Here is a 20495-nt window from a genome sequence, read left to right on the forward strand (position 1 = left end):
GTTTCGGGTGAAAGCGCCAAAGGGAAAAGGCAAAAAGCCGTCGGGCGGCAAACTGGATCGCGGTTTCGAACGCGCGAAGCATGATGCGCCGCGTCATGAGAACAAGTTCGATTCTGCCAATCCGGGTAAAGGTTCGGCTTTCAAGAAGCCGCGCCCGCAATTTGCCAAGGCCGCACCCAAGCCCGTAGCCACTGAAGAACGCGAACGGGTTGTCGCGCCGCTGCGCGAAATCAAGCCCTATACCGGCCCTCGCCCGGGCGAAAAATTGCCGGTCATCCTCGAAACCGAACCATCCGCCGATTATGCGCTGCTCGACAGCGGCAACGGACTGAAGCTTGAGCAATACGGTCCTTACCGCATCGTTCGCCCGGAAGGTCAGGCGATCTGGCTGCCAAGCCTGCCGCAGAAGGAATGGGATCAGGTCGACGCGGTCTTCACCGGCAATACGGATGAAGAAGGCATTGGACGCTGGGCGTTTCCCAAAGTGCCGCTCGGCGAAACATGGCCGATGCAGCATGACGGTATCTCCTTTCACGGTCGCTTCACCTCGTTCCGCCATGTCGGTGTGTTTCCAGAACAGGCCGCGCACTGGTCTTACATGGACGGCCTCATTCGCGACGGGGTAAAATCCGGGCGTAGCGTGAAGGTGCTGAACCTGTTCGGCTATACGGGCGTTGCCTCGCTGGTTGCCGCCCGCGCCGGTGCGGAAGTCACCCATGTCGACGCCTCCAAGAAAGCCATTATCTGGGCGCGCGAAAATCAGGAAATGGCGGGACTGTCGGATAAGCCGATCCGCTGGATCTGCGAAGACGCGATGAAATTCGTGGCGCGCGAAGAACGGCGCGGCAGTTTCTACGACATCATCCTGCTCGACCCGCCCGCTTACGGACGCGGCCCGAGCGGCGAAGTCTGGCAACTGTTCGAGCACCTGCCTGCAATGGTCGATACGTGCCGCTCGATCCTGACACCGAAGCCGCTTGCCGTGATCCTGACCGCCTATTCGATCCGCGCTTCCTTTTTCGCCATTCACGAACTGATGCGCGACCGGTTCATCGGCCTTGGCGGCACGGTCGAATCGGGCGAGCTTATCCTGCGTGAGCGTTCTGCTGGACGCGCGCTTTCAACATCCATGTTCAGCCGCTGGGTAGCCAAATGAGCCGTAACGACGATTTTTCCAGAAACAGCGGTTCGCGCGGTGATCATGCATCGGGACACTCCAAAGTCGGGCAGGTGAAGGAAGTCACCAGCCTGACCAACCCGATCGTGAAGGATCTGCGCTCGCTGGCATTGAAGAAATTCCGTGACCAGCAAGGCGTATTTCTGGCCGAAGGGCTAAAGCTCGTCATCGACGCGCTGGAGCAGGACTGGCGCATCAAGACGCTGGTTTTCGCCAAGTCCGGCAAGGGCAACAAAATGGTCGAGCAGGTTGCCGCCCGCACCTTCGCCAAGGGCGGACTGGTGCTGGAAGTGACCGAAAAGGTGATCGCCGCGATCACCCGCCGCGATAATCCGCAGGTGGTGGTTGGTGTTTTCGAACAGCAATACCAGTCGCTGGCAAGCCTCAAGCCGAAGCATAACGACGTCTATATCGCGCTCGACCGCGTGCGCGATCCGGGCAATCTCGGCACGGTCATCCGCACCGCCGATGCAGTTGGTGCGAAGGGCGTCATCCTGATCGGCGACACCACGGACCCCTATTCGCTCGAAACCGTGCGCGCCACCATGGGCTCGGTCTTTTCCGTACCGCTCTACAAGACGACGGAAAACGACTTCCTCAACTGGCGCAAGGGTTTTTCCGGTCTGATCGTCGGCACGCATCTGAAGGGCGCTGTCGATTACCGCACGATTCCCTATGCCAACAAGCCGGTCGTGCTGATGATGGGCAATGAGCAGCAGGGTCTGCCGGACAATCTCGCCAATGCGTGTGACAAGCTTGCACGCATTCCGCAGGCGGGCCGCGCCGACTCGCTCAATCTGGCAATCGCCACCGGTGTCATGCTCTATGAAATCCGCCGTGAGGCGCTCACCCTGGACGCAAGGGGATAATGATGAAGCGTCACGCGGTTCTGTCTTCGCTTCTCGTCGTCATTCTCACGGTTCTGATTGATCAGGGCATCAAGCATCTGGTTGAAACCCGCATGGATTACGCCCAGCAGATCGACCTGCTGCCGTTTCTCGCACTGTTTCGCACGCATAATGAAGGCATCGCCTTCTCGATGCTCGCCGGGCTGCACGACTGGGGTCTGGTGGCGATTACCGCTGCGGTCATCGTCTTCGTGCTCTATCTCTGGTGGACCAATGCGCAGGACCGCGTCTTCGCCCGCTATGGTTTTGCACTGGTGATCGGCGGCGCGGTCGGCAATCTGATCGACCGCGTGATGCACGGCTATGTGGTGGATTATATCCTGTTCCACCTGCCGACATGGTCTTTCGCCGTCTTCAATTTAGCCGACACCTTTATCACCATCGGTGCTGCACTGATCATTCTGGAAGAATTTCTCGGCTGGCGGCGCGAACGCGCTGCCCGTTGATAAGCTAATATGACGCCCAATTTGTTGCCGGGCGTGGATAACTTGATCGTTATCGGGCTTTCGCATAACGTGAAGATCGTAATTTTAAAGCCATTTGAAGGGGATAAGCGGCACCTATCCGAAATGACACATTGGTGACACGCTTCTGTCATCCTCACGTAGCACTCGCTCTCTAGTACCACGGCAAGCTGCAGTTCATCTGCGCCGCCGTCCTACGAATGAGAAGGCCGATTTCACTGCTTAATCAGTGAGAAAAGGTTCAGGAATACGTGAATAGACAAATCAGGAGCGAATCATCATGACAGTACTGCTTGGAATGGGCCAGCAAATCATTGATGATACGGTCATGTCAGGCTTAGAAGCACAACAGGCGCTATTCGCAACCGGTGATGACCCGATCGTTCTCGGACGTATCGGCTCGCTCGAAGTGCGACTTGCAAACTCCCGTGAAGCCATTGAAGCCGCGCAGGAACTTCGTTTCCGCGTGTTCTTCGAAGAAATGGGCGCGCGCAAGGAATCCATCGAGGCCGTGGAGCTTCGCGATGCCGACCGTTTCGACACGATCTGCGATCACCTTCTCGTTTATGATACCGCCCTGCCGGTCCCTGAACACAAGCAGATCGTCGGCACCTACCGGCTGATGCGCAGCGATCAGGCCGACAAGGCGCTCGGTTTCTATTCGGCGGATGAATATGACGTGCAGCGCTTAGCGCTGTCCCGCCCCAATCTCAACCTGCTCGAGCTTGGCCGCTCCTGCGTGAAGGCGGAATACCGTTCGAAGCGCACAGTCGAACTGCTGTGGCAGGGTGCATGGGCCTATTGCCGTCGCCATTCGATTGACGTGATGTTCGGCTGCGCCTCGTTCCATGGGCCGGTTCCTGCCGCCCACGCGCTTGGCCTGTCGTTCCTGCACCAGAACTGCCGCGCCACGCCGGACTGGGATGTGCGCGCACTGCCGCATCGCTATCAGCCAATGGACCTGATGCCGAAGGAAGCGATCAACAACAAGGTTGCGCTGTTCTCCATGCCACCGCTGGTCAAGGGTTATCTGCGCCTCGGCGCGATGATCGGCGACGGCGCGGTGATCGATGAAGCATTCGGCACGACCGATGTGTTCATCATTCTGCCGATCGAGCGCATCTCCAGCCGCTACATCACCTATTACGGCGCTGAAGCAAACCGCTTCGTGTAGTCTGTAGATATTCCCCTCGCCCTTCGAGACGGCCCTACGGGCCTCATCAGGATGAGGGGAAACCATTTAGAAATCTCACGCCTTTCCGGCCAGTTCCTTCAGCTTGTAGATCAGGTCGAGCGCTTCACGGGGCGTCAGTTCGTCAGGGCTGATGCCTGCCACAGCCTTTGCCAGTTCGCTGTCCTTTGCCGATGCCTGCGGCTTCGGCTTTTCCTGCTGTAGCACAACGGAAAACAGCGGCAGATCATCAATCAGCTTGTCGGCCTTGCCGGATGTTTCACCAGCTTCAAGCTGGTGCAGCACATCGCGCGCACGGTTGACGACTGCTTCCGGCAGACCGGCCAGCCGCGCCACCTGCACACCATAGGACCGGTCGGCAGCGCCCTTGGCCACTTCATGCAGGAAGACGACATCATTGTCCCATTCCTTGACCCGCATGGTGACATTGGAAAGCCGCTCCAGCTTTTCCGACAGCGCCGTCATTTCGTGGAAATGCGTGGCAAATAAAGCGCGGCAGCGGTTCTTTTCATGCAGATATTCAACGGCAGCCCAGGCAATGGACAAGCCGTCGAACGTCGCGGTGCCACGACCGATCTCGTCGAGAATGACCAGCGAACGCTCGCCAGCCTGATTGAGGATCGCCGCCGTCTCCACCATTTCGACCATAAAGGTCGAGCGCCCGCGCGCCAGATCGTCAGAAGCGCCAACGCGGCTGAACAACCGGTCCACCACGCCGATCTGTGCCGCACCCGCAGGCACGAATGAGCCCATCTGGGCGAGGATCGCAATCAGCGCGTTCTGGCGCAGGAAGGTCGACTTACCGCCCATATTCGGGCCGGTCAGCAGCCAGATTGCGCCATTGCCGCCGTCCTTTTGCGGTGAAAGATCGCAATCATTGGCGACGAAGGGATTGGCTGCCTGACGGCGCAGCGCCTGTTCCACCACCGGATGACGACCGGCCACAATATTGAAGGACAGGCTGTCATCGACCAGTGGGCGGCAATAGCCCTGCTCGTCCGCAAGCACGGCAAGCGCTGCCGAAACATCGAATACCGAAAGGGCGGCTGCGGCTGCGCGAATGCTGTCGGCATGGGAAACGGCTTCAGCCGTCAGCTCTTCGAAGATCGCCAGTTCAATCGACAGAGCACGGTCGGCGGCATTGGCGATCTTGCTTTCAAGCGCGGCGAGTTCCGTGGTCGTGAAGCGCATGGCATTGGCCATGGTCTGGCGATGGATGAAGCGGCCCTTGGCGGCATCCGTATCGGTCATCGCGCCGGAATTATTTGCCGTCACTTCGATGAAATAGCCAAGCACATTGTTATGCTTGATCTTCAGCGACTTGATACCGGTTTCCTCGATATAGTCGGCCTGCAAGCCAGCGATCACACGGCGGGACTGGTCGCGCAAGGCGCGCATTTCGTCGAGTTCCGTATTGTAGCCCTCGCGCACGAAACCGCCGTCACGCTTCAATAGCGGCAGCTCGTCGGCCAGCGCCCGGTCGACATGCGCCGCGAAAGCCGCAGGCATGGCTTCAAGCGCATCCCGCGCCGCGCCCAACTCTTCCGGCAGAAGCGAACCTTCCAGCAAAGAGGCCAGCGTGCCCGCCGCCTCAAAGCCGCGCTGCAAAGCACCCAGATCACGCGGACCGCCACGCCCCACCGCCAGGCGCGACAGCGCGCGCGGCATATCCGGCACACCTTTCAGCTCGCGTCGCAGCGCATCGCAAAGCGACTGCTCGCTGAGAAAGAACGACACGGAATCAAGCCGCATCGCAATTGCCTTGGGATCGGTTAGCGGCGCGGTCAAGCGCTCGGCCAGAAGCCGCGCGCCACCCCCGGTGACAGTGCGGTCCACCGCCTTGAGCAAGCCGCCATCGCGGTTGCCCGACATGGTGCGAACCAGTTCCAGACTGGCGCGCGTTGCCGGATCGATGAAGATCGTACCGCCTTCATGCTCGCGCTCCGGCCGCATCAGCGGCGGGCGTTCGGCAATCTGCGTCTTTTCGATATAGGCGATGGCGCCGGAAATGGCCGACAATTCCGAGCGGCTGAACTGGCCGAAACCGTCCAATGTCGCCACATCGTAATAACGCTGGATACGCGTCTGCGCAGCAGCGCTATCGAACAGGGTTGCGGGCTGCGGCGACACTGCCTTGCCGATCAGATCGAAAGACGGGCGCAGTTCAGGATCGTGAAACGCCGTATCGGCCACCACCAGCTCGCGCGGATCAACGCGCATGATATCGGCAAAAAGCCGTTCTTCTGTCGTTTCAGCAACGCGGAATGTGCCCGTCGAAATGTCGATCCAGGCCAGTGCCAGCGCCCCGTCTCCCTTGGTGCGACCAAGCGCCATCAGGAAATTGGCCTCAGAGGGATCGAGCAGCTTTTCCTCGGTCAGCGTGCCGGGTGTAACCAGACGGATGACGTCGCGGCGCACCACGGATTTCGAACCGCGCTTCTTTGCTTCCGCCGGATCTTCGACCTGTTCGCAGACGGCGACGCGATAGCCCTTGGAGATGAGCTTTTGCAGATAATCATCGGCGGCATGGACCGGGACACCGCACATGGGAATGTCTTCACCCAGATGTTTGCCGCGCTTGGTGAGTGTGATGCCGAGCGCGGCGGATGCCTCCACAGCATCGTCGAAGAACAGTTCGTAGAAATCGCCCATGCGATAGAACAGGAGCGAATCAACATTCGCCGCCTTGATCTCGATATACTGCTCCATCATGGGTGTGAGGCGAACAACCGTTTCCTGCGCGGTATTTTCTTCCGCTTCCGGCTTATCGTTTTCGCCCCGCACGTCCATGCCATAAAACCTTCTATTGTTACGCATTATCCTACGCAAAGCCGCTTTGCACTTTTGCTGGAAATGCTTCTTTTATTGCGCGTTTCACGCACTCAAAGTTACTTTATTTCTTCGCAATCCCGGACGGAAAACCGTTTCACACTTTTCCTGGGATTGCTTTCAATGATGCATTCATTCGTTTTTGAATGAATAACTATTCCCAAAAGCGCTGTTTACACATTTCCAGACTGGCGCTATCGAATGCGACCGCACAAGATTCCGGAGGGAACATGCCAGTCTCGACGCCGAAGGGCAACACGCCAGAACGCACACCCACAGCCAGTGAGAAAGAAGCGCTCGACTTTCACGCGCAGGGCCGTCCCGGCAAGCTGGAAATCAACCCCACCAAGCCCATGACCACGCAGCGCGACCTGTCGCTGGCCTATTCGCCGGGCGTCGCCGTGCCGGTGAAAGCCATCGCGGAAGATGCCGCGCGCGCCTATGACTATACGGCCAAGGGCAATCTCGTCGCCGTCATTTCCAACGGCACTGCCATTCTCGGCCTCGGCAATCTCGGCGCACTGGCGTCGAAGCCGGTCATGGAAGGCAAGGCCGTTCTGTTCAAGCGCTTTGCCGACGTCGATTCCATCGACCTTGAAGTCGACACCACCGATATCGACGCCTTCATCAACGCCGTGCGCTATCTCGGCCCGTCCTTCGGCGGCATCAATCTGGAAGACATCAAGGCGCCCGACTGCTTCATCATCGAGCAGCGCCTGCGCGAGCTGATGGACATTCCGGTTTTCCACGACGACCAGCATGGCACCGCGATCATCGCCGCCGCCGGTCTGATCAATTCGCTGCATCTGACCGGACGCGACATGAAGACGACCAAGCTCGTCTGCAATGGCGCGGGTTCGGCGGGCATCGCCTGTATCGAACTGATCAAGGCCATGGGCTTTGCGCCGGAAAACATCATCCTGTGCGACACCAAGGGCGTCGTTTATCAGGGTCGTGAAGAAGGCATGAACCAGTGGAAATCGGCGCATGCCGTGAAGACCGACCGTCGTTCGCTGACTGACGCCCTGAAGGATGCCGATGTGTTCTTCGGCCTCTCCGCCAAGGGCGCCCTGACCGAAGAAATGGTGCGCGCCATGGCGCCAAACCCGATCATCTTCGCGATGGCCAATCCCGACCCGGAAATCACCCCGGAAGAAGTCGCGCGCATTCGCGATGACGCCATCGTCGCCACCGGCCGCTCGGACTATCCGAACCAGGTCAACAATGTGCTTGGCTTCCCCTATATTTTCCGCGGCGCTCTCGATGTGCGTGCCACGACGATCAACGATGCGATGAAGATCGCCGCCGTCAATGCGCTGGCCGAACTTGCCCGCGAAGATGTGCCGGACGATGTGGTCGCCGCCTATCAGGGCAGCCGTCCGCGCTTCGGCCCGAGCTACATCATTCCGGTGCCATTCGATCCGCGTCTGCTCGCCTCGGTTTCCGCAGCCGTTGCCAAGGCCGCGATTGAAACCGGCGTTGCCGGTCACATCATCACCGACATCGAAGGTTACAAGCGCGAATTGTCGGCGCGTCGCGACCCGATCGCCTCGACGCTGCGCGGCATTTACGAGCGCGTGCGCCGCCAGCCAAAGCGCATCGTCTTTGCCGAAGGTGAAGAAGAGCAGGTCATGCGCGCCGCCGTTTCCTATGTGAACCAGGGGCTGGGCACAGCCATTCTCGTCGGTCGCGACGAGCGCATCAAGGAAACCGCAAAAGCCGCCGGTATGGATATCGAGCGCCCCGGCATCGAGATCATTAATGCGCGCCTTTCCAGCCGCAATTCGGCCTATGCCGACTATCTCTATGAGAAATTGCAGCGCAAGGGCTATCTGACCCGCGATTGCCATCGCCTCATCAACAATGACCGCAATCATTTTGCGGCCTGCATGGTGGCGCTGGGCGATGCCGATGGTATGGTGACGGGCGTGACCCGCAATTATGCTACCGGCCTCGACGATGTGCGCCGCGTTGTCGATTCAAAGCCGGGCCATCGCGTGGTTGGTGTTTCCATCGCGCTCTGCCGTGGTCGCACCGTGTTCATCGCGGATACCGCCGTGCACGAGAAGCCAACAGCAGACGAGCTTGCCGATATTGCGGTGGAAGCCGCAGGCATGGCGCGCCGCATGGGCTATGTTCCGCGCGTTGCACTCACCGCCTTCTCGACCTTCGGCCATATGGGCGGCGAAACCTCTGCCCGTATTCAGGAAGCAGTGCGCATTCTCCATACCCGTCATGTCGATTTCGAATTCGACGGTGAGATGAGCGCAGATGTGGCGCTGAACCCGAAGCTGATGGAACAATATCCGTTCATCCGCCTGTCGGGCCCGGCCAATGTCATCGTGACCCCGGACAATCACTCGGCATCCATTGCTGCCAATATGCTGCAGGAACTGGGCGGCGCGACCATTATCGGCCCGCTGCTGGTCGGTCTCGATAAGCCAGCACAGATCGTCAGCATCGGAGCCAAGGATTCCGATATCGTCAATATGGCGGCCATCGCCGCCTATAATGCGACGAACTAAATATTAGAAATGATGCATGAGAAGGCCGGGGAAACCCGGCCTTTGCTTTTGCATATTCATCCAGTTTAAAAGCGGTTATACGTTATCGCCGTCACCGCAATTCCTTTCCCGAAAAGCCGGACCTGCAAGCCGCATGAGCGCACACGACCTGAAGCTGGAAGAGATCGTCAATCCCGATACGCTCCGTCGCAAGCTCAACGAGCTGGCGGATTCGACCGACGAAAGTTACACGAGCCTTCCGGTGCGCAAGGTGGTGTTGCAGGCGCTGAAAGATGCGCTGGTGCGCGGCCGTGCCAATGCGGAAGGCCTGTTGATGAAGGACGGCGGCGGCACGCTCTGCGCGCGACGCCTCTCCTATCTCATGGACACGCTGATCGAGGTGCTGTTCGAGTTTGCGACCACCAAGGTCTATCCGATGGTCAATCCGTCCAAGGCGGAAAACATGGCCATCGTCGCGGTCGGCGGTTATGGACGCAATGGACTGGCGCCGGGTTCCGATATCGATCTCCTGTTCCTGCTGCCCTACAAGCAGACCCCATGGGGTGAGCAGGTCGTCGAATATATGCTCTACATGCTGTGGGACATGGGGCTGAAAGTCGGCCACTCCACGCGCAATATCGATGAATGCATCCGCCTGTCGCGCGAAGACATGACGATCCGCACCGCCATTCTTGATGCGCGTTTTCTCACCGGCAACAAGGATCTGTTCACCGCGCTCGTCACCCGCTTCGACGATGAAATCGTCAAGGATACCGGGCCGGAATTCATCCAGGCCAAGCTTGCCGAGCGCGACGAACGCCACCGCAAGGCGGGCGAGACGCGCTATCTGGTAGAGCCGAATGTCAAGGAAGGCAAAGGCGGCCAGCGCGACCTGCATACGTTGTTCTGGATCGCCAAATATTTCTACCGTGTCAAAACCAAGGAAGAGCTGGTCAAGCTCGGTGTGCTGTCGCGTGCCGAATTGCGCATCTTCAACAAGGCGGAAGATTTTCTCTGGGCCGTGCGCTGCCACATGCATTTTGCGACGCTGAAAGCGGAAGAGCGCCTTTCCTTCGACATTCAGCCGGAAATCGCCCAGCGCCTCGGCTATACCGCGCATCCCGGCCAGAACCATGTCGAACGCTTCATGAAGCACTACTTCCTCGTGGCGAAGGATGTGGGCGACCTGACCCGCATCATCTGCGCCGCACTTGAGGAACAGCAGGCCAAGCATGTGCCGGGCTTCAACCGCATTTTCCTCACCTTTTCGCGCCGCAAGCGCAAGCTTTCGACGGATGGCTATTTCGTCTCCGAAAATCATCGCATCAACACGGCGCACCCCGACGTATTTTCGGAAGACCCGGTCAATATCATCCGCATCTTCCAGCTGGCCGACAAGCACGGACTGGAATTTCACCCGGAAGCGATGCAGCAGCTCACCCGCTCGCTGAAACTCATCAATGGCGATCTGCGCGAGAACCCCGAAGCCAACAAGCTTTTCCTCGACGTTCTGACATCGCCGCGCAATCCCGAACTGATCCTGCGCCGCATGAACGAATCCGGCGTGCTCGGTAAGTTCATTCCGGATTTCGGCAAGATCGTCGCCATGATGCAGTTCAACATGTATCACCACTATACGGTGGACGAGCATCTGCTGCGCTGCATTGCCGTTCTGTCGGAAATCGAACATGGCGAGCTGGAAAACGAGCATCCGCTTTCCAACCATCTGATCACGACGATCAAGCGTGACCGCAACCTGCTCTATGTGGCGCTTCTCCTGCACGATATCGCCAAGGGACGCCCGGAAGATCATTCGATTGCCGGGGCGCGCATAGCCCGCAGGCTTTGCCCCCGCTTCGGCCTCACCCCTTCCGAGACGGAGACGGTGGAATGGCTGGTGCGCGAACATCTGACCATGAGCATGGTGGCCCAGTCGCGCGATCTCAACGACCGCAAGACCATCATCGACTTTGGCGATACGGTGCAGACAATGGAACGGCTGAAGCTGCTGCTGATCCTGACCGTTTGCGATATCAAGGCGGTTGGCCCCGGCGTCTGGAACGGCTGGAAGGGCCAGCTTCTGCGCACGCTTTTCTATGAAACCGAACTGGTGCTGACCGGCGGCTTCTCCGAGCTTTCGCGCGCCGACCGCGACCGGCAGGCCCGTGAAGCACTGGCAGAAAAGCTTGCCGACTGGCCAGCCGCCGAGCGCGACGCCTATCTTGGCCTGCATTACATCAACTATTTTCTCACCGTCAGCCTCGACGATCAGGTGCGCCATGCGCATTTCATCCGCGAAGCCGACCGGGAAGGTCGCGCGCTTGCCACCATGGCCAAGCCGCAGAGCTTCGAGGCCGTGACGGAAATCACCGTTCTGGCGCCCGATCATCCGCGCCTCTTGTCGATCATCACCGGCGCTTGTGCTGCCGCAGGCGGCAACATTGTCGACGCACAAATCTTCACCACCGGTGACGGACGCGCGCTCGATACGATCCTCATCAGCCGCGAATTCGATCTCGACGAAGATGAACGCCGCCGCGCCGAACGCGTGGGCAAGGTGATCGAAGACGTACTTTCCGGCAAAGCGCATCTGCCCGATGTGCTGGCCAAGCGCACCAAGCCGAAAAAGAACGCCAAGGCGTTCACCGTGGAGCCGCGTGTCGAGATAAATAACACGCTGTCGAACAAGTTCTCGGTCATCGAAGTGGAAGGTCTGGACCGTCCCGGCCTGTTGTCGGAACTGACCGGCCTTATTTCTGACCTGTCTCTGGATATTGCTTCGGCGCATATCACGACCTTCGGTGAAAAGGTCATCGACAGTTTTTATGTAACGGACCTCGTGGGTCACAAGATTTCCAACGCCACCCGCCAGGGCAATATCCGGCGCAAGGTTCTTGCACTGCTCAGCGGCGAAAACGGCAGCAAGGCCAATGGCCGCTCGTCGCAGGCTGCAGCATAAGTTAGGTTTCTCAAAAGCATGAGTCTGGTCAAAAAGTTCGCCACGGTGGCATCCGGCACGCTGATGAGCCGCATATTCGGCTTCACACGCGAGATGTTCATGGCGGCAGCGCTCGGCACCGGCCCGGTGGCCGATGCCTTCAACGCAGCATTCCGCTTTCCGAACACGTTCCGGAGATTGTTTGCCGAAGGCGCATTCAACTCCGCTTTCGTGCCGCTTTTCGCCAAGGAAATCGAAAAGAACGGCATGGACGGCGCCCGCCGCTTCTCCGAAGAAGTGTTCGGCGTGTTGTTCACGGTGCTGCTGTTCATCACCATCGTGATGGAACTTTCGATGCCCTTTATCGTGCGCACCGTCATTGCGCCGGGCTTCATGGACGATCCGGTCAAGTTCGACAATACGGTGCGGCTCGCCACCATCATGTTCCCCTATCTCGCCTGCATGTCACTGGCGGCCATGATGGGCGGCATGCTCAATTCGCTCCACCGCTATTTTGCGGCGGCGATTGCACCAGTCTTCCTCAACATCATCCTGATCGGCGTGCTGGCGCTTGCCTGGTGGCGCGGCTATGACGCGCTGGCGGTCGGCTATGGCCTGTCCTGGGGCGTGATGGCGGCAGGTCTGGTGCAGCTTGCCATCGTCTGGCTCGCCGTGCGCAATGCGGGCATCAAGATCGGCTTCCGCCGCCCGCGCCTGACGTCCAACGTCAAGCGACTGCTGGTGCTGGCCCTGCCTGCCGCGATCACCGGCGGCATCACGCAGATCAACCTTCTCATCAACACCAATATCGCTTCCGGCATGGAAGGCGCTGTTTCCTCGCTGGTCTATGCCGACCGCATCTATCAGCTGCCGCTGGGCGTGGTGGGCATTGCGGTTGCCACCGTGTTGTTGCCGGAACTGTCGCGCGCCTTGCGGGGCGGCCACATGAAGGAAGCCTCGAACCTGCAAAACCGCTCGGTCGAGTTCACGCTGTTTCTTACGCTTCCCGCAGCAGCAGCGCTTCTCGTCATGTCGGAACCCATCGTGCGGCTTTTGTTCGAACGCGGCAAATTCAGCCCGGATTCCACAATTGTGGTTTCCAACATTCTGGCGATTTACGGTCTCGGCCTGCCCGCTTTCGTGCTGATCAAGGCGTTCATTCCGGGCTTCTTCGCCCGCGAGGATACGCGCACGCCGATGATCTTCGCGGCCATTTCCGTTGCTGTGAACGTGTCGCTTGCCGTCACACTGTTCCCGCGCCTCGGCCCGACCGGCATCGCCACGGCAGAAATCGTGGCTGGCTGGGTCAATGCCGTTCTGCTGTTTGCAACGCTGGTGAAGCGCGGCCATTGGGGGCAGGATATTCCACTTCTCACCCGCATTCCGCGCCTGTTGATCGCGGCGGGCGTGATGGCATTCGGCATTCATTATGCCATCGGCCATTTCGCCTATGAGCTTTCTTCCGCCGCTCCCTTTGCGGTTCGGGCCGGTACGGTCTGCGCCATGGTGCTTGCCGCGATGATCGTCTATTTCGGCCTCGCCTTCGGTCTTGGCGGCGCAAATACCGGCATGATCCGTCGCAATGTCAAACGGGGGGCGGTCAAGAAGGAGCCTGAAAGTGACGCATAATTGTCCTTGAAAGGCGATTGTGCCTCTGCGAAAAGACCTGCGTTCAAAAATTCCTTCGCTCTCCACCGGCGAAGGCCAACATCAGGATTTTATCATGAGCACGTTCAAACCGCTTATCTTCTCCGGCGTCCAACCGACCGGAAATCTTCACCTCGGCAATTATCTGGGGGCGATCAAGCGGTGGGTAGAGGTCCAGAAGACCGAAGAATGCATTTATTGCGTCGTGGACATGCACGCGCTGACCGTGTCGCCCGACCCGGCTGAACTGCTGCAATCCACCCGTGAAGTGACGGCGGCGTTTCTGGCTTCGGGCATCGATCCGAAGAAGAGCATCGTCTTCAACCAGAGCCGCGTCATGCAGCATGCGGAACTCGCCTGGGTGTTCAACTGTATTGCGCGCATCGGCTGGATGAGCCGCATGACGCAGTTCAAGGACAAGGCCGGCAAGGACCGCGAAAATGCTTCGCTTGGCCTCTTTGCCTATCCGAGCCTGATGGCTGCCGACATTCTGCTTTATCGCGCCACCGCCGTGCCGGTTGGCGAAGACCAGAAGCAACACCTCGAACTCACACGCGATATCGCGCAGAAGTTCAACAACGACTATTCCGACCGTATCGCATCGCTTGGTATCGGCGTGGATATGCAGGTGGGCGACGAGAAGGTTTCGGGCTTCTTCCCGCTGACCGAGCCGATGATTTCGGGTCCGGCCATGCGCATCATGTCGCTGCGCGACGGCACCAAGAAAATGTCGAAATCTGATCCGTCTGACCTGTCACGCATCAATCTGATCGATGACGAAGACACGATTACCAAGAAGATCCGCAAGGCCAAGACCGATTCTGATGGCCTGCCGTCGGAACTGGACGGTCTGTCCGGTCGCCCGGAAGCGGACAATCTGGTCGGCATCTATGCAGCTCTCGCTTCGCAGTCGAAGGAAGATATCCTCGGCGAATTCGGCGGACGCCAGTTCTCGGAATTCAAGGCGGCATTGGCCGAACTGGCTGTGACCAAGCTTTCGCCGATCACCCATGAAATGCGCCGTTTGGTGGCCGATCCGGCCCATATCGACAGCGTTCTGCGTGATGGCGGCGAGCGCGCAGGCGTTCTTGCCGAGAAGACCATGCGCGATGTGCGCGACATCATCGGCTGGTTGCAGAACTGATTTTCAATTCCGGCAATTAGGGCGACCGCTTTTTTGCGGTCGCCCTAATCTTCATTTGTGCTTTGACGCACATCTTATCCGAAAACCGTTTCACACTTTTCGGGATGCGCTTAGAAAAAACGCCTGTCGTTTGCGGTCACAGCAAACAATGCTGGCTTGCGGGCGGCCAATCCTGATGGCAAATTGCGCCCATGGTATCCAAACGACTGAGCCGGGAATCCGGTCACCGACGCAAATTTCTAGCCGTCATCGACGAAACGCCCGAATGCGGGCGCGCAGTCGCCTATGCCGCACGCCGTGCCAAAAACACGAGCGGCTCGCTTATTCTGCTATTCGTTATCGATGACTCCGATTTCCAGCAAATTTTGGGCGTCGGCGAAATCATGCGGTCCGAAGCGCAGGATCGAGCACGGTCCGCGTTGGAAAAATTCGCCGCTGTTGTGCGCGAAGATCAGGGCATCGAACCCGAACTGAGCATCCGTGAAGGCCAGACAGCCGAAGAGCTGCTCAGCTTGATCGAGGAGGATCAGGATATCGCTATTCTGGTTCTTGCTGCCGGTTCCGGCAAGGAAGGCCCCGGCCCTCTTGTTCAATCGCTCGCTGGCCGCGCGCAGTTTCCCATCCCCGTCACCGTGGTTCCCGCAGGGTTGACCGATGACGACATTGATGCGGTGACCTGACACAACAGTTCCATTCTTCGTGATGCCGGGCTGCAAAGAGCAATTGCCCGCGCTCCGGTGCTCGAAAAATCACTCTTTCGCCACGGCCTGACGAGTTTGCAACCGTCGTGCAATCACCCTATATTGATAGCAACTGAAACGCGCCTGAGAGCGACAGCCCTTGTTTCCGCGCGGTTTCGCGATTATTAGAACAGTTCCAAAATTGAAAGCGGAGAACTGGCATGTTCATCCAGACTGAAACCACGCCCAATCCGGCGACCCTGAAGTTTCTGCCCGGCAAGGTGGTCATGCCGGAAGGCACCGCCGATTTCCGCGATGCTGCAACCGCAGGCAACACGTCGCCGCTGGCGGCCAAGCTGTTCGCCGTTCCTGGTGTCACCGGCGTTTTCTTCGGCTATGACTTCATCACAGTCACCAAGGACGATGGTGAATGGCAGCACCTGAAGCCTGCGATCCTCGGCACGATCATGGAACATTTCATGTCGGGCGCTTCGGCAATGGCTGGCAATGCCAATGCAGATGCCGCCGCCGCGCATGGTGATGAAGAATTCTTCGATGAAGCCGATACCGAGATCGTCGAAACCATCAAGGAACTGATTGAAACCCGCGTTCGCCCTGCCGTTGCGCAAGATGGCGGCGACATCACCTTCCGTGGCTTCGAAAACGGCACCGTGTTCCTCAACATGAAGGGCGCATGCTCCGGCTGCCCGTCGTCGACCGCGACGCTGAAGCACGGCATCCAGAACCTGCTCCGCCACTTCGTGCCGGAAGTCCAGCAGGTTGAGCAGATCTGATCGATCTCAAAACTGATAATTCAGAAAAGACGCCGGATCATCAGTCCGGCGTTTTTTATGGAAAGGCCGGTGTGGTCATTATCAACGTGTAGTGGATGAGGATCCATCATATATTAAGTATAAGTTATATTATGGCACTTATCATGTAGCAAGCTATGGCGATTGCAGTATCGAAAAAAATATTAAATTTATTTTATTAAATAAAAGGGGAGCCTATGATTCATATACCATTATATTGCTCAGATATAGATATTGAAAATCTTCCAAGTGTATACCTAGAATTCATACATTCCATTTCAAATATCTTTCTGATTTATGCAGAAAGATTACTTGAATTACTCTAAAAGAGAAAATTTATTATTAAAACTTCGGCGATACACGATCACCACTTTAATGTCGTGTATCGCCGATATTGTATCATTTACTGCTTCACGATCACCTTTGCGCCCTGTTCGGCGCGATCATAGAGATCGATGATGTCCTGATTCATCAGACGGATGCAGCCCGACGACATGGCCTTGCCGATGGTCCACCATTCAGGCGTTCCGTGAAGACGATAACCGGTATCGCCACCCTTGTTGAACAGATAGAGCGCACGTGCGCCGAGCGGGTTCTTGAGACCCGGATCCATGCCATTGCGGAACTTTGCCAGTTCCGGCTGACGCTTGATCATTTCGGATGGCGGCGTCCAGGTCGGCCACTCGCGCTTCATGGCAACGCGGGCCGTGCCCGACCAGCCGAAGCCTTCGCGTCCGACGCCGATGCCGTAACGCATCGCCTTGCCGTCCGGCATAACATAATAGAGGAACTTTTCCGGGGTATCGACGATGATCGTGCCAGGGGCCTCATCGGTCTGATACTTCACGATCTGGCGACGATACTGCGATGGTATCTTTTCGCTCGGAATAGCAGGAACAACATAGCCAGCATCGGTGACCGACGAGTAAGAGGCCGTGTAGAACGTTCCGCCGACAGTAGAGCAGCCAGCAAGTGCGCCTGCGAGAAAAAGTGCCGTCGTCAGCTTAAGGACGCGAGAATTCATGCATTCCCCCAAGGTAGAATCAAATGTGCCGTCAAAAGGAGCGAATCGCCCATTCATGCTTGAAGATGCGGCAGTATTGTTAACTGTGCGTTAACCGTAAATTGAAAAGTTCTTTATTAGGCCATTTTTTTGCCTTCTTTGGCCTTGTTTCACCCGCGAATACTCGAAAAACACCACAAAGAATCGCGTGTTTTCAGTTGTTTCGCCCTGCAACCGCACGCAAAATGCGGCCATGCCAATCGTGATTCCCAACCAGACCCATCCCTTGTCCGACGGACGGCAATCGGACAACGCCATGCTTGTACGCCGTGGTGTGCAGCGCCTTTTTCTGGATATGGGGCTTGCGACCTTGCCGGAACTGCCGCTTGCATCAGGCCGCCGTGCCGACCTCATCGCGGTCAGCCGCAAGGGTGAAATCTGGATTGTCGAGATCAAATCATCGATCGAGGACTGGAAGGCCGACCGCAAATGGCCGGAATATCGCGACTATTGCGACCGGCTGTTTTTCGCTACCCACCCGGCGGTACCGCGCGAGATATTTCCGGAGGAATGCGGCTTCATTCTCTCGGACGGCTATGGCGCAGAAATCCTACGTGATGCGCCCGAACACAAGCTGGCAGGCGCTACACGCAAGGCGCTGATGCTTCGCTTTGCCCGCGCAGGCGCGGCGCGCCTGACCTATGCGGAGCTTTCCGGATTGGACATGCCGGGCGGTGATTTTTAAAGCGCATCCCGAAAAGTGTGAAACGGTTTTCGGAGAAGATGCGCTCTAATCAAACAAAAGCGGGGAAACCGATGTGGTTTCCCCGCTCTCAAATGTTTGTTTTTTCCTGTTACTGACGCGAACGGCTGCGGCTGATCGCGATGATTGCGATAAGCGAAATCAGCACCGTCACCAGCAGATAGGCCGCCACCGCATGCCAGCTGCCTTCATATTTGGCGAGCAGCCATGTGGCGATCAGCGGAGCGGTACCGCCCGCCAAAGCAGCACCCAGCTGATAGCCAAGCGTGATGCCGGTATAACGCACCTTGGTGGCAAAGATTTCCGACGACAGCGTGCCCAGAACGGCAGTGATCGGCGACCAGAGAACACCGAAGCTGATGACCGTTGCCAGGGTCAGGCCCCAGACGGTCTTTGTGTCGAGCAGCATGAAATAGGGAATGATGAACAGACCAAGCAGCACGCAACCAACGACATAGACCGTCTTGCGACCCACATAGTCGGAAACGAGACCCATAGTCGGGATCAGAACCGAAGCGACCAGAGCACCGATCATCACGGCATTCAGCGCGGCGCTCTTGTCGAAGCCGAGCGTGCTCACCGCATAGCTGACCACGAAAGTGGAGAAGATATAGAACGGTGCGGTTTCCACGACCTTCAGGCCAGCGGCGATCAGCACTTCGCGCCAATGGTTCTGGAGCGTTTCAACCAGCGGCATCTTGGCGACATTGCCGCTTTCCTTCGCCTGCTTGAATTCCGGCGTTTCGTCGAGACCGTTACGGATCCACAGACCGAGGAAAACCAGACCGGCGCTCAGCACGAAGGGAACACGCCAACCCCATGCCATGAAGGATTCATCCGGCAAGGTCACCATCAGGCTAACCGAAAGCGTGGCCAGCAACATGCCGATGGTCACACCGACCTGCGGAACGCTGCCGAAGAAGCCCTTGCGGTTGGCAGGCGCATATTCATAAGCGAGAAGCAAAGCGCCGCCCCACTCGCCGCCAATGCCAAGCCCCTGCACCATGCGCAGCAGGATCAGCAGAATGGGAGCCCAGACGCCAATATGTTCATAGGTCGGCAGTAAGCCAATCAGAACCGTGGCGCCGCCCATCAGCGACAGCGTGATGACCAGCGTCTTCTTGCGACCGATGCGGTCACCGATATGCGCGAAAATCACGCCGCCGAGCGGACGGATGAAGAAGGTCAGCGAAAACGACAGATAAGACAGCATCAACCCGACGACGGGGTCGAAATTAGGAAAGAACAGCTTGTTGAAAACAAGTGCGGCTGCGGTGCCGTAGAGAAAATAATCGAACCATTCGATAGAACTGCCAGTCAAACTGGCGATAAGCGCACGCCGGCGAGCAGCCGCGCTTGAAGATGCATCAATATGAGCAGTCATGTGTTGCCTTGAATGTTAGATAGCGCATTCGGGCGCAAGAGAATTAGGCCTGCGGCTCTAAAAGCGCAGTATTCTCCTCCGAATAGCCTTAGAGCGATTTCAGAACCGCTCTAACTGTTTGTTTTTGTAGCACATCTTATCCGAAAACCGTTTCACACTTTTCGGGATGTGCTCTAGTTGCCTTATTATTATAGATTTTTATATTCAACTTTAGATCAATTCCCTAGGAATGGCGCATAATATAGTGAAAATACCTCAAAACTCTCAGTAAATAAAAAAATCCAGCAAAACCATCTGGCTTTACTGGATTTTTCACTAAGTTAAGAAACTACTAAACTTTCAGTACAAGCCGCCAAAAGCCGGATTGCTTCCCGTCACGCTCAGCGCGGGGCGCGCTTGGCGAGAATGCGCTGCAAGGTGCGGCGATGCATGTTGAGGCGGCGTGCGGTTTCGGAAACATTGCGCTCGCACATTTCGTAGACGCGCTGGATATGCTCCCAGCGGACACGATCGGCGGACATCGGGTTTTCCGGCGGCGCGACCTTCTCGCCCGGACGGCGGGTCAGAGCGGCGAAGACTTCATCGGCATCGGCTGGCTTCGACAGATAATCAATGGCGCCGAGCTTCACCGCATTCACGGCGGTCGCGATATTGCCGTAACCGGTGAGGACGATGGCGCGCGTATCGGAACGGCGCAGGCGAATGGCTTCGATGACGTCGAGACCGTTGCCATCTCCCAGCCGCATATCCACCACGGCATAAGCGGGTGCTGCTGCCTTGGCAGCGGCGATACCTTCTTCAACCGATTCCGCTGTGGTCACCTGAAAGCCCCGGCTTTCCATAGCGCGGGCCAGGCGTTGCAAGAAAGGTTTGTCGTCATCAACCAGAAGAAGGGTGGGGTCGTTGCCTATGGCTTCGCTGTCTTCCTGCTTCAAGTCGTCCATCGGGTGCTTCCTGCCTGTATTTTTGATCCCTTATTGATACCCCTGCGTCAAAAAGTCAAATAGCCATTGAATCGTTGAAGCAATTTCTACGGCACCGAATTTTGCG

The 20495-nt window shown here is 57.7% G+C and carries 15 protein-coding genes; 11 read left to right on the forward strand and 4 right to left on the reverse strand.

The genetic code is table 11. The annotated features are described in order from the left end of the window. Window positions 1-7 precede the first annotated feature (7 nt). The 4 genes from FHW00_RS00260 to FHW00_RS00275 all read left to right on the forward strand — a co-directional run bounded on the left by FHW00_RS00260 (window position 8) and on the right by FHW00_RS00275 (window position 3723). Window positions 8-1156, forward strand: a complete 1149-nt coding sequence (locus FHW00_RS00260) for a class I SAM-dependent methyltransferase (RefSeq protein ID WP_078339645.1) — start codon at window positions 8-10, stop codon at window positions 1154-1156. Continuing rightward, window positions 1153-2046 carry a TrmH family RNA methyltransferase gene (locus FHW00_RS00265; RefSeq protein WP_078339646.1) on the forward strand — a complete coding sequence of 298 codons (894 nt, stop codon included), beginning with the start codon at window positions 1153-1155 and terminating at the stop codon, window positions 2044-2046. The genes FHW00_RS00260 and FHW00_RS00265 overlap by 4 nt, the downstream gene beginning before the upstream one ends. A gap of 2 nt (window positions 2047-2048) precedes the next feature. Next, complete coding sequence (lspA, locus tag FHW00_RS00270) at window positions 2049-2531, forward strand: signal peptidase II (protein WP_078339647.1); 483 nt, start codon at window positions 2049-2051, stop codon at window positions 2529-2531. A 298-nt stretch (window positions 2532-2829) separates the two neighbouring features. Beyond that, window positions 2830-3723 carry a GNAT family N-acetyltransferase gene (locus tag FHW00_RS00275; protein ID WP_176168338.1) on the forward strand — a complete coding sequence of 298 codons (894 nt, stop codon included), beginning with the start codon at window positions 2830-2832 and terminating at the stop codon, window positions 3721-3723. Between the two features lie 75 nt (window positions 3724-3798). Here FHW00_RS00275 and mutS read toward each other — a convergent pair whose 3' ends face one another. Further along, a complete protein-coding gene (mutS, locus tag FHW00_RS00280) occupies window positions 3799-6531 on the reverse strand; it encodes a DNA mismatch repair protein MutS (RefSeq protein WP_078339648.1) in 2733 nt (910 codons plus the stop codon). Between the two features lie 269 nt (window positions 6532-6800). Between mutS and FHW00_RS00285 the strand changes: the two genes are divergently transcribed. From FHW00_RS00285 to FHW00_RS00310, 6 genes are all read left to right on the forward strand, one after another. Further along, window positions 6801-9095 carry an NADP-dependent malic enzyme gene (locus tag FHW00_RS00285; RefSeq protein WP_078339649.1) on the forward strand — a complete coding sequence of 765 codons (2295 nt, stop codon included), beginning with the start codon at window positions 6801-6803 and terminating at the stop codon, window positions 9093-9095. A 133-nt stretch (window positions 9096-9228) separates the two neighbouring features. Next, a complete protein-coding gene (locus FHW00_RS00290; protein ID WP_078339650.1) occupies window positions 9229-12033 on the forward strand; it encodes a [protein-PII] uridylyltransferase in 2805 nt (934 codons plus the stop codon). Between the two features lie 18 nt (window positions 12034-12051). Further along, on the forward strand, window positions 12052-13641 hold the full coding sequence (gene murJ / locus FHW00_RS00295) for a murein biosynthesis integral membrane protein MurJ (protein WP_078339651.1): 1590 nt from the start codon (window positions 12052-12054) through the stop codon (window positions 13639-13641). A gap of 94 nt (window positions 13642-13735) precedes the next feature. After that, window positions 13736-14803, forward strand: a complete 1068-nt coding sequence (gene trpS / locus FHW00_RS00300; RefSeq protein ID WP_078339704.1) for a tryptophan--tRNA ligase — start codon at window positions 13736-13738, stop codon at window positions 14801-14803. A gap of 191 nt (window positions 14804-14994) precedes the next feature. Next, window positions 14995-15483, forward strand: a complete 489-nt coding sequence (locus FHW00_RS00305; protein ID WP_078339652.1) for a universal stress protein — start codon at window positions 14995-14997, stop codon at window positions 15481-15483. Window positions 15484-15704: 221 nt separating this feature from the next. After that, on the forward strand, window positions 15705-16277 hold the full coding sequence (locus tag FHW00_RS00310; protein WP_113533727.1) for a NifU family protein: 573 nt from the start codon (window positions 15705-15707) through the stop codon (window positions 16275-16277). Between the two features lie 421 nt (window positions 16278-16698). Here the strand turns inward: FHW00_RS00310 and FHW00_RS00315 are convergent, their stop codons facing one another. Then, window positions 16699-17319 carry a L,D-transpeptidase gene (locus FHW00_RS00315; protein ID WP_078339653.1) on the reverse strand — a complete coding sequence of 207 codons (621 nt, stop codon included), beginning with the start codon at window positions 17317-17319 and terminating at the stop codon, window positions 16699-16701. A gap of 232 nt (window positions 17320-17551) precedes the next feature. Here FHW00_RS00315 and FHW00_RS00320 point away from each other — a divergent pair, with 232 nt between their 5' ends. Next, window positions 17552-18043, forward strand: a complete 492-nt coding sequence (locus tag FHW00_RS00320) for an MmcB family DNA repair protein (protein WP_078339654.1) — start codon at window positions 17552-17554, stop codon at window positions 18041-18043. Window positions 18044-18152: 109 nt separating this feature from the next. Here FHW00_RS00320 and FHW00_RS00325 read toward each other — a convergent pair whose 3' ends face one another. Together FHW00_RS00325 and regA are read right to left on the reverse strand one after the other, a co-directional pair. Further along, on the reverse strand, window positions 18153-19445 hold the full coding sequence (locus FHW00_RS00325) for an MFS transporter (RefSeq protein ID WP_078339655.1): 1293 nt from the start codon (window positions 19443-19445) through the stop codon (window positions 18153-18155). A 380-nt stretch (window positions 19446-19825) separates the two neighbouring features. Then, on the reverse strand, window positions 19826-20389 hold the full coding sequence (gene regA / locus FHW00_RS00330) for a global response regulator transcription factor RegA (RefSeq protein WP_078339656.1): 564 nt from the start codon (window positions 20387-20389) through the stop codon (window positions 19826-19828). Window positions 20390-20495: the final 106 nt, after the last annotated feature.

It is taken from the genome of Ochrobactrum sp. P6BSIII, assembly GCF_014138065.1.
GTDB lineage: Bacteria > Pseudomonadota > Alphaproteobacteria > Rhizobiales > Rhizobiaceae > Brucella.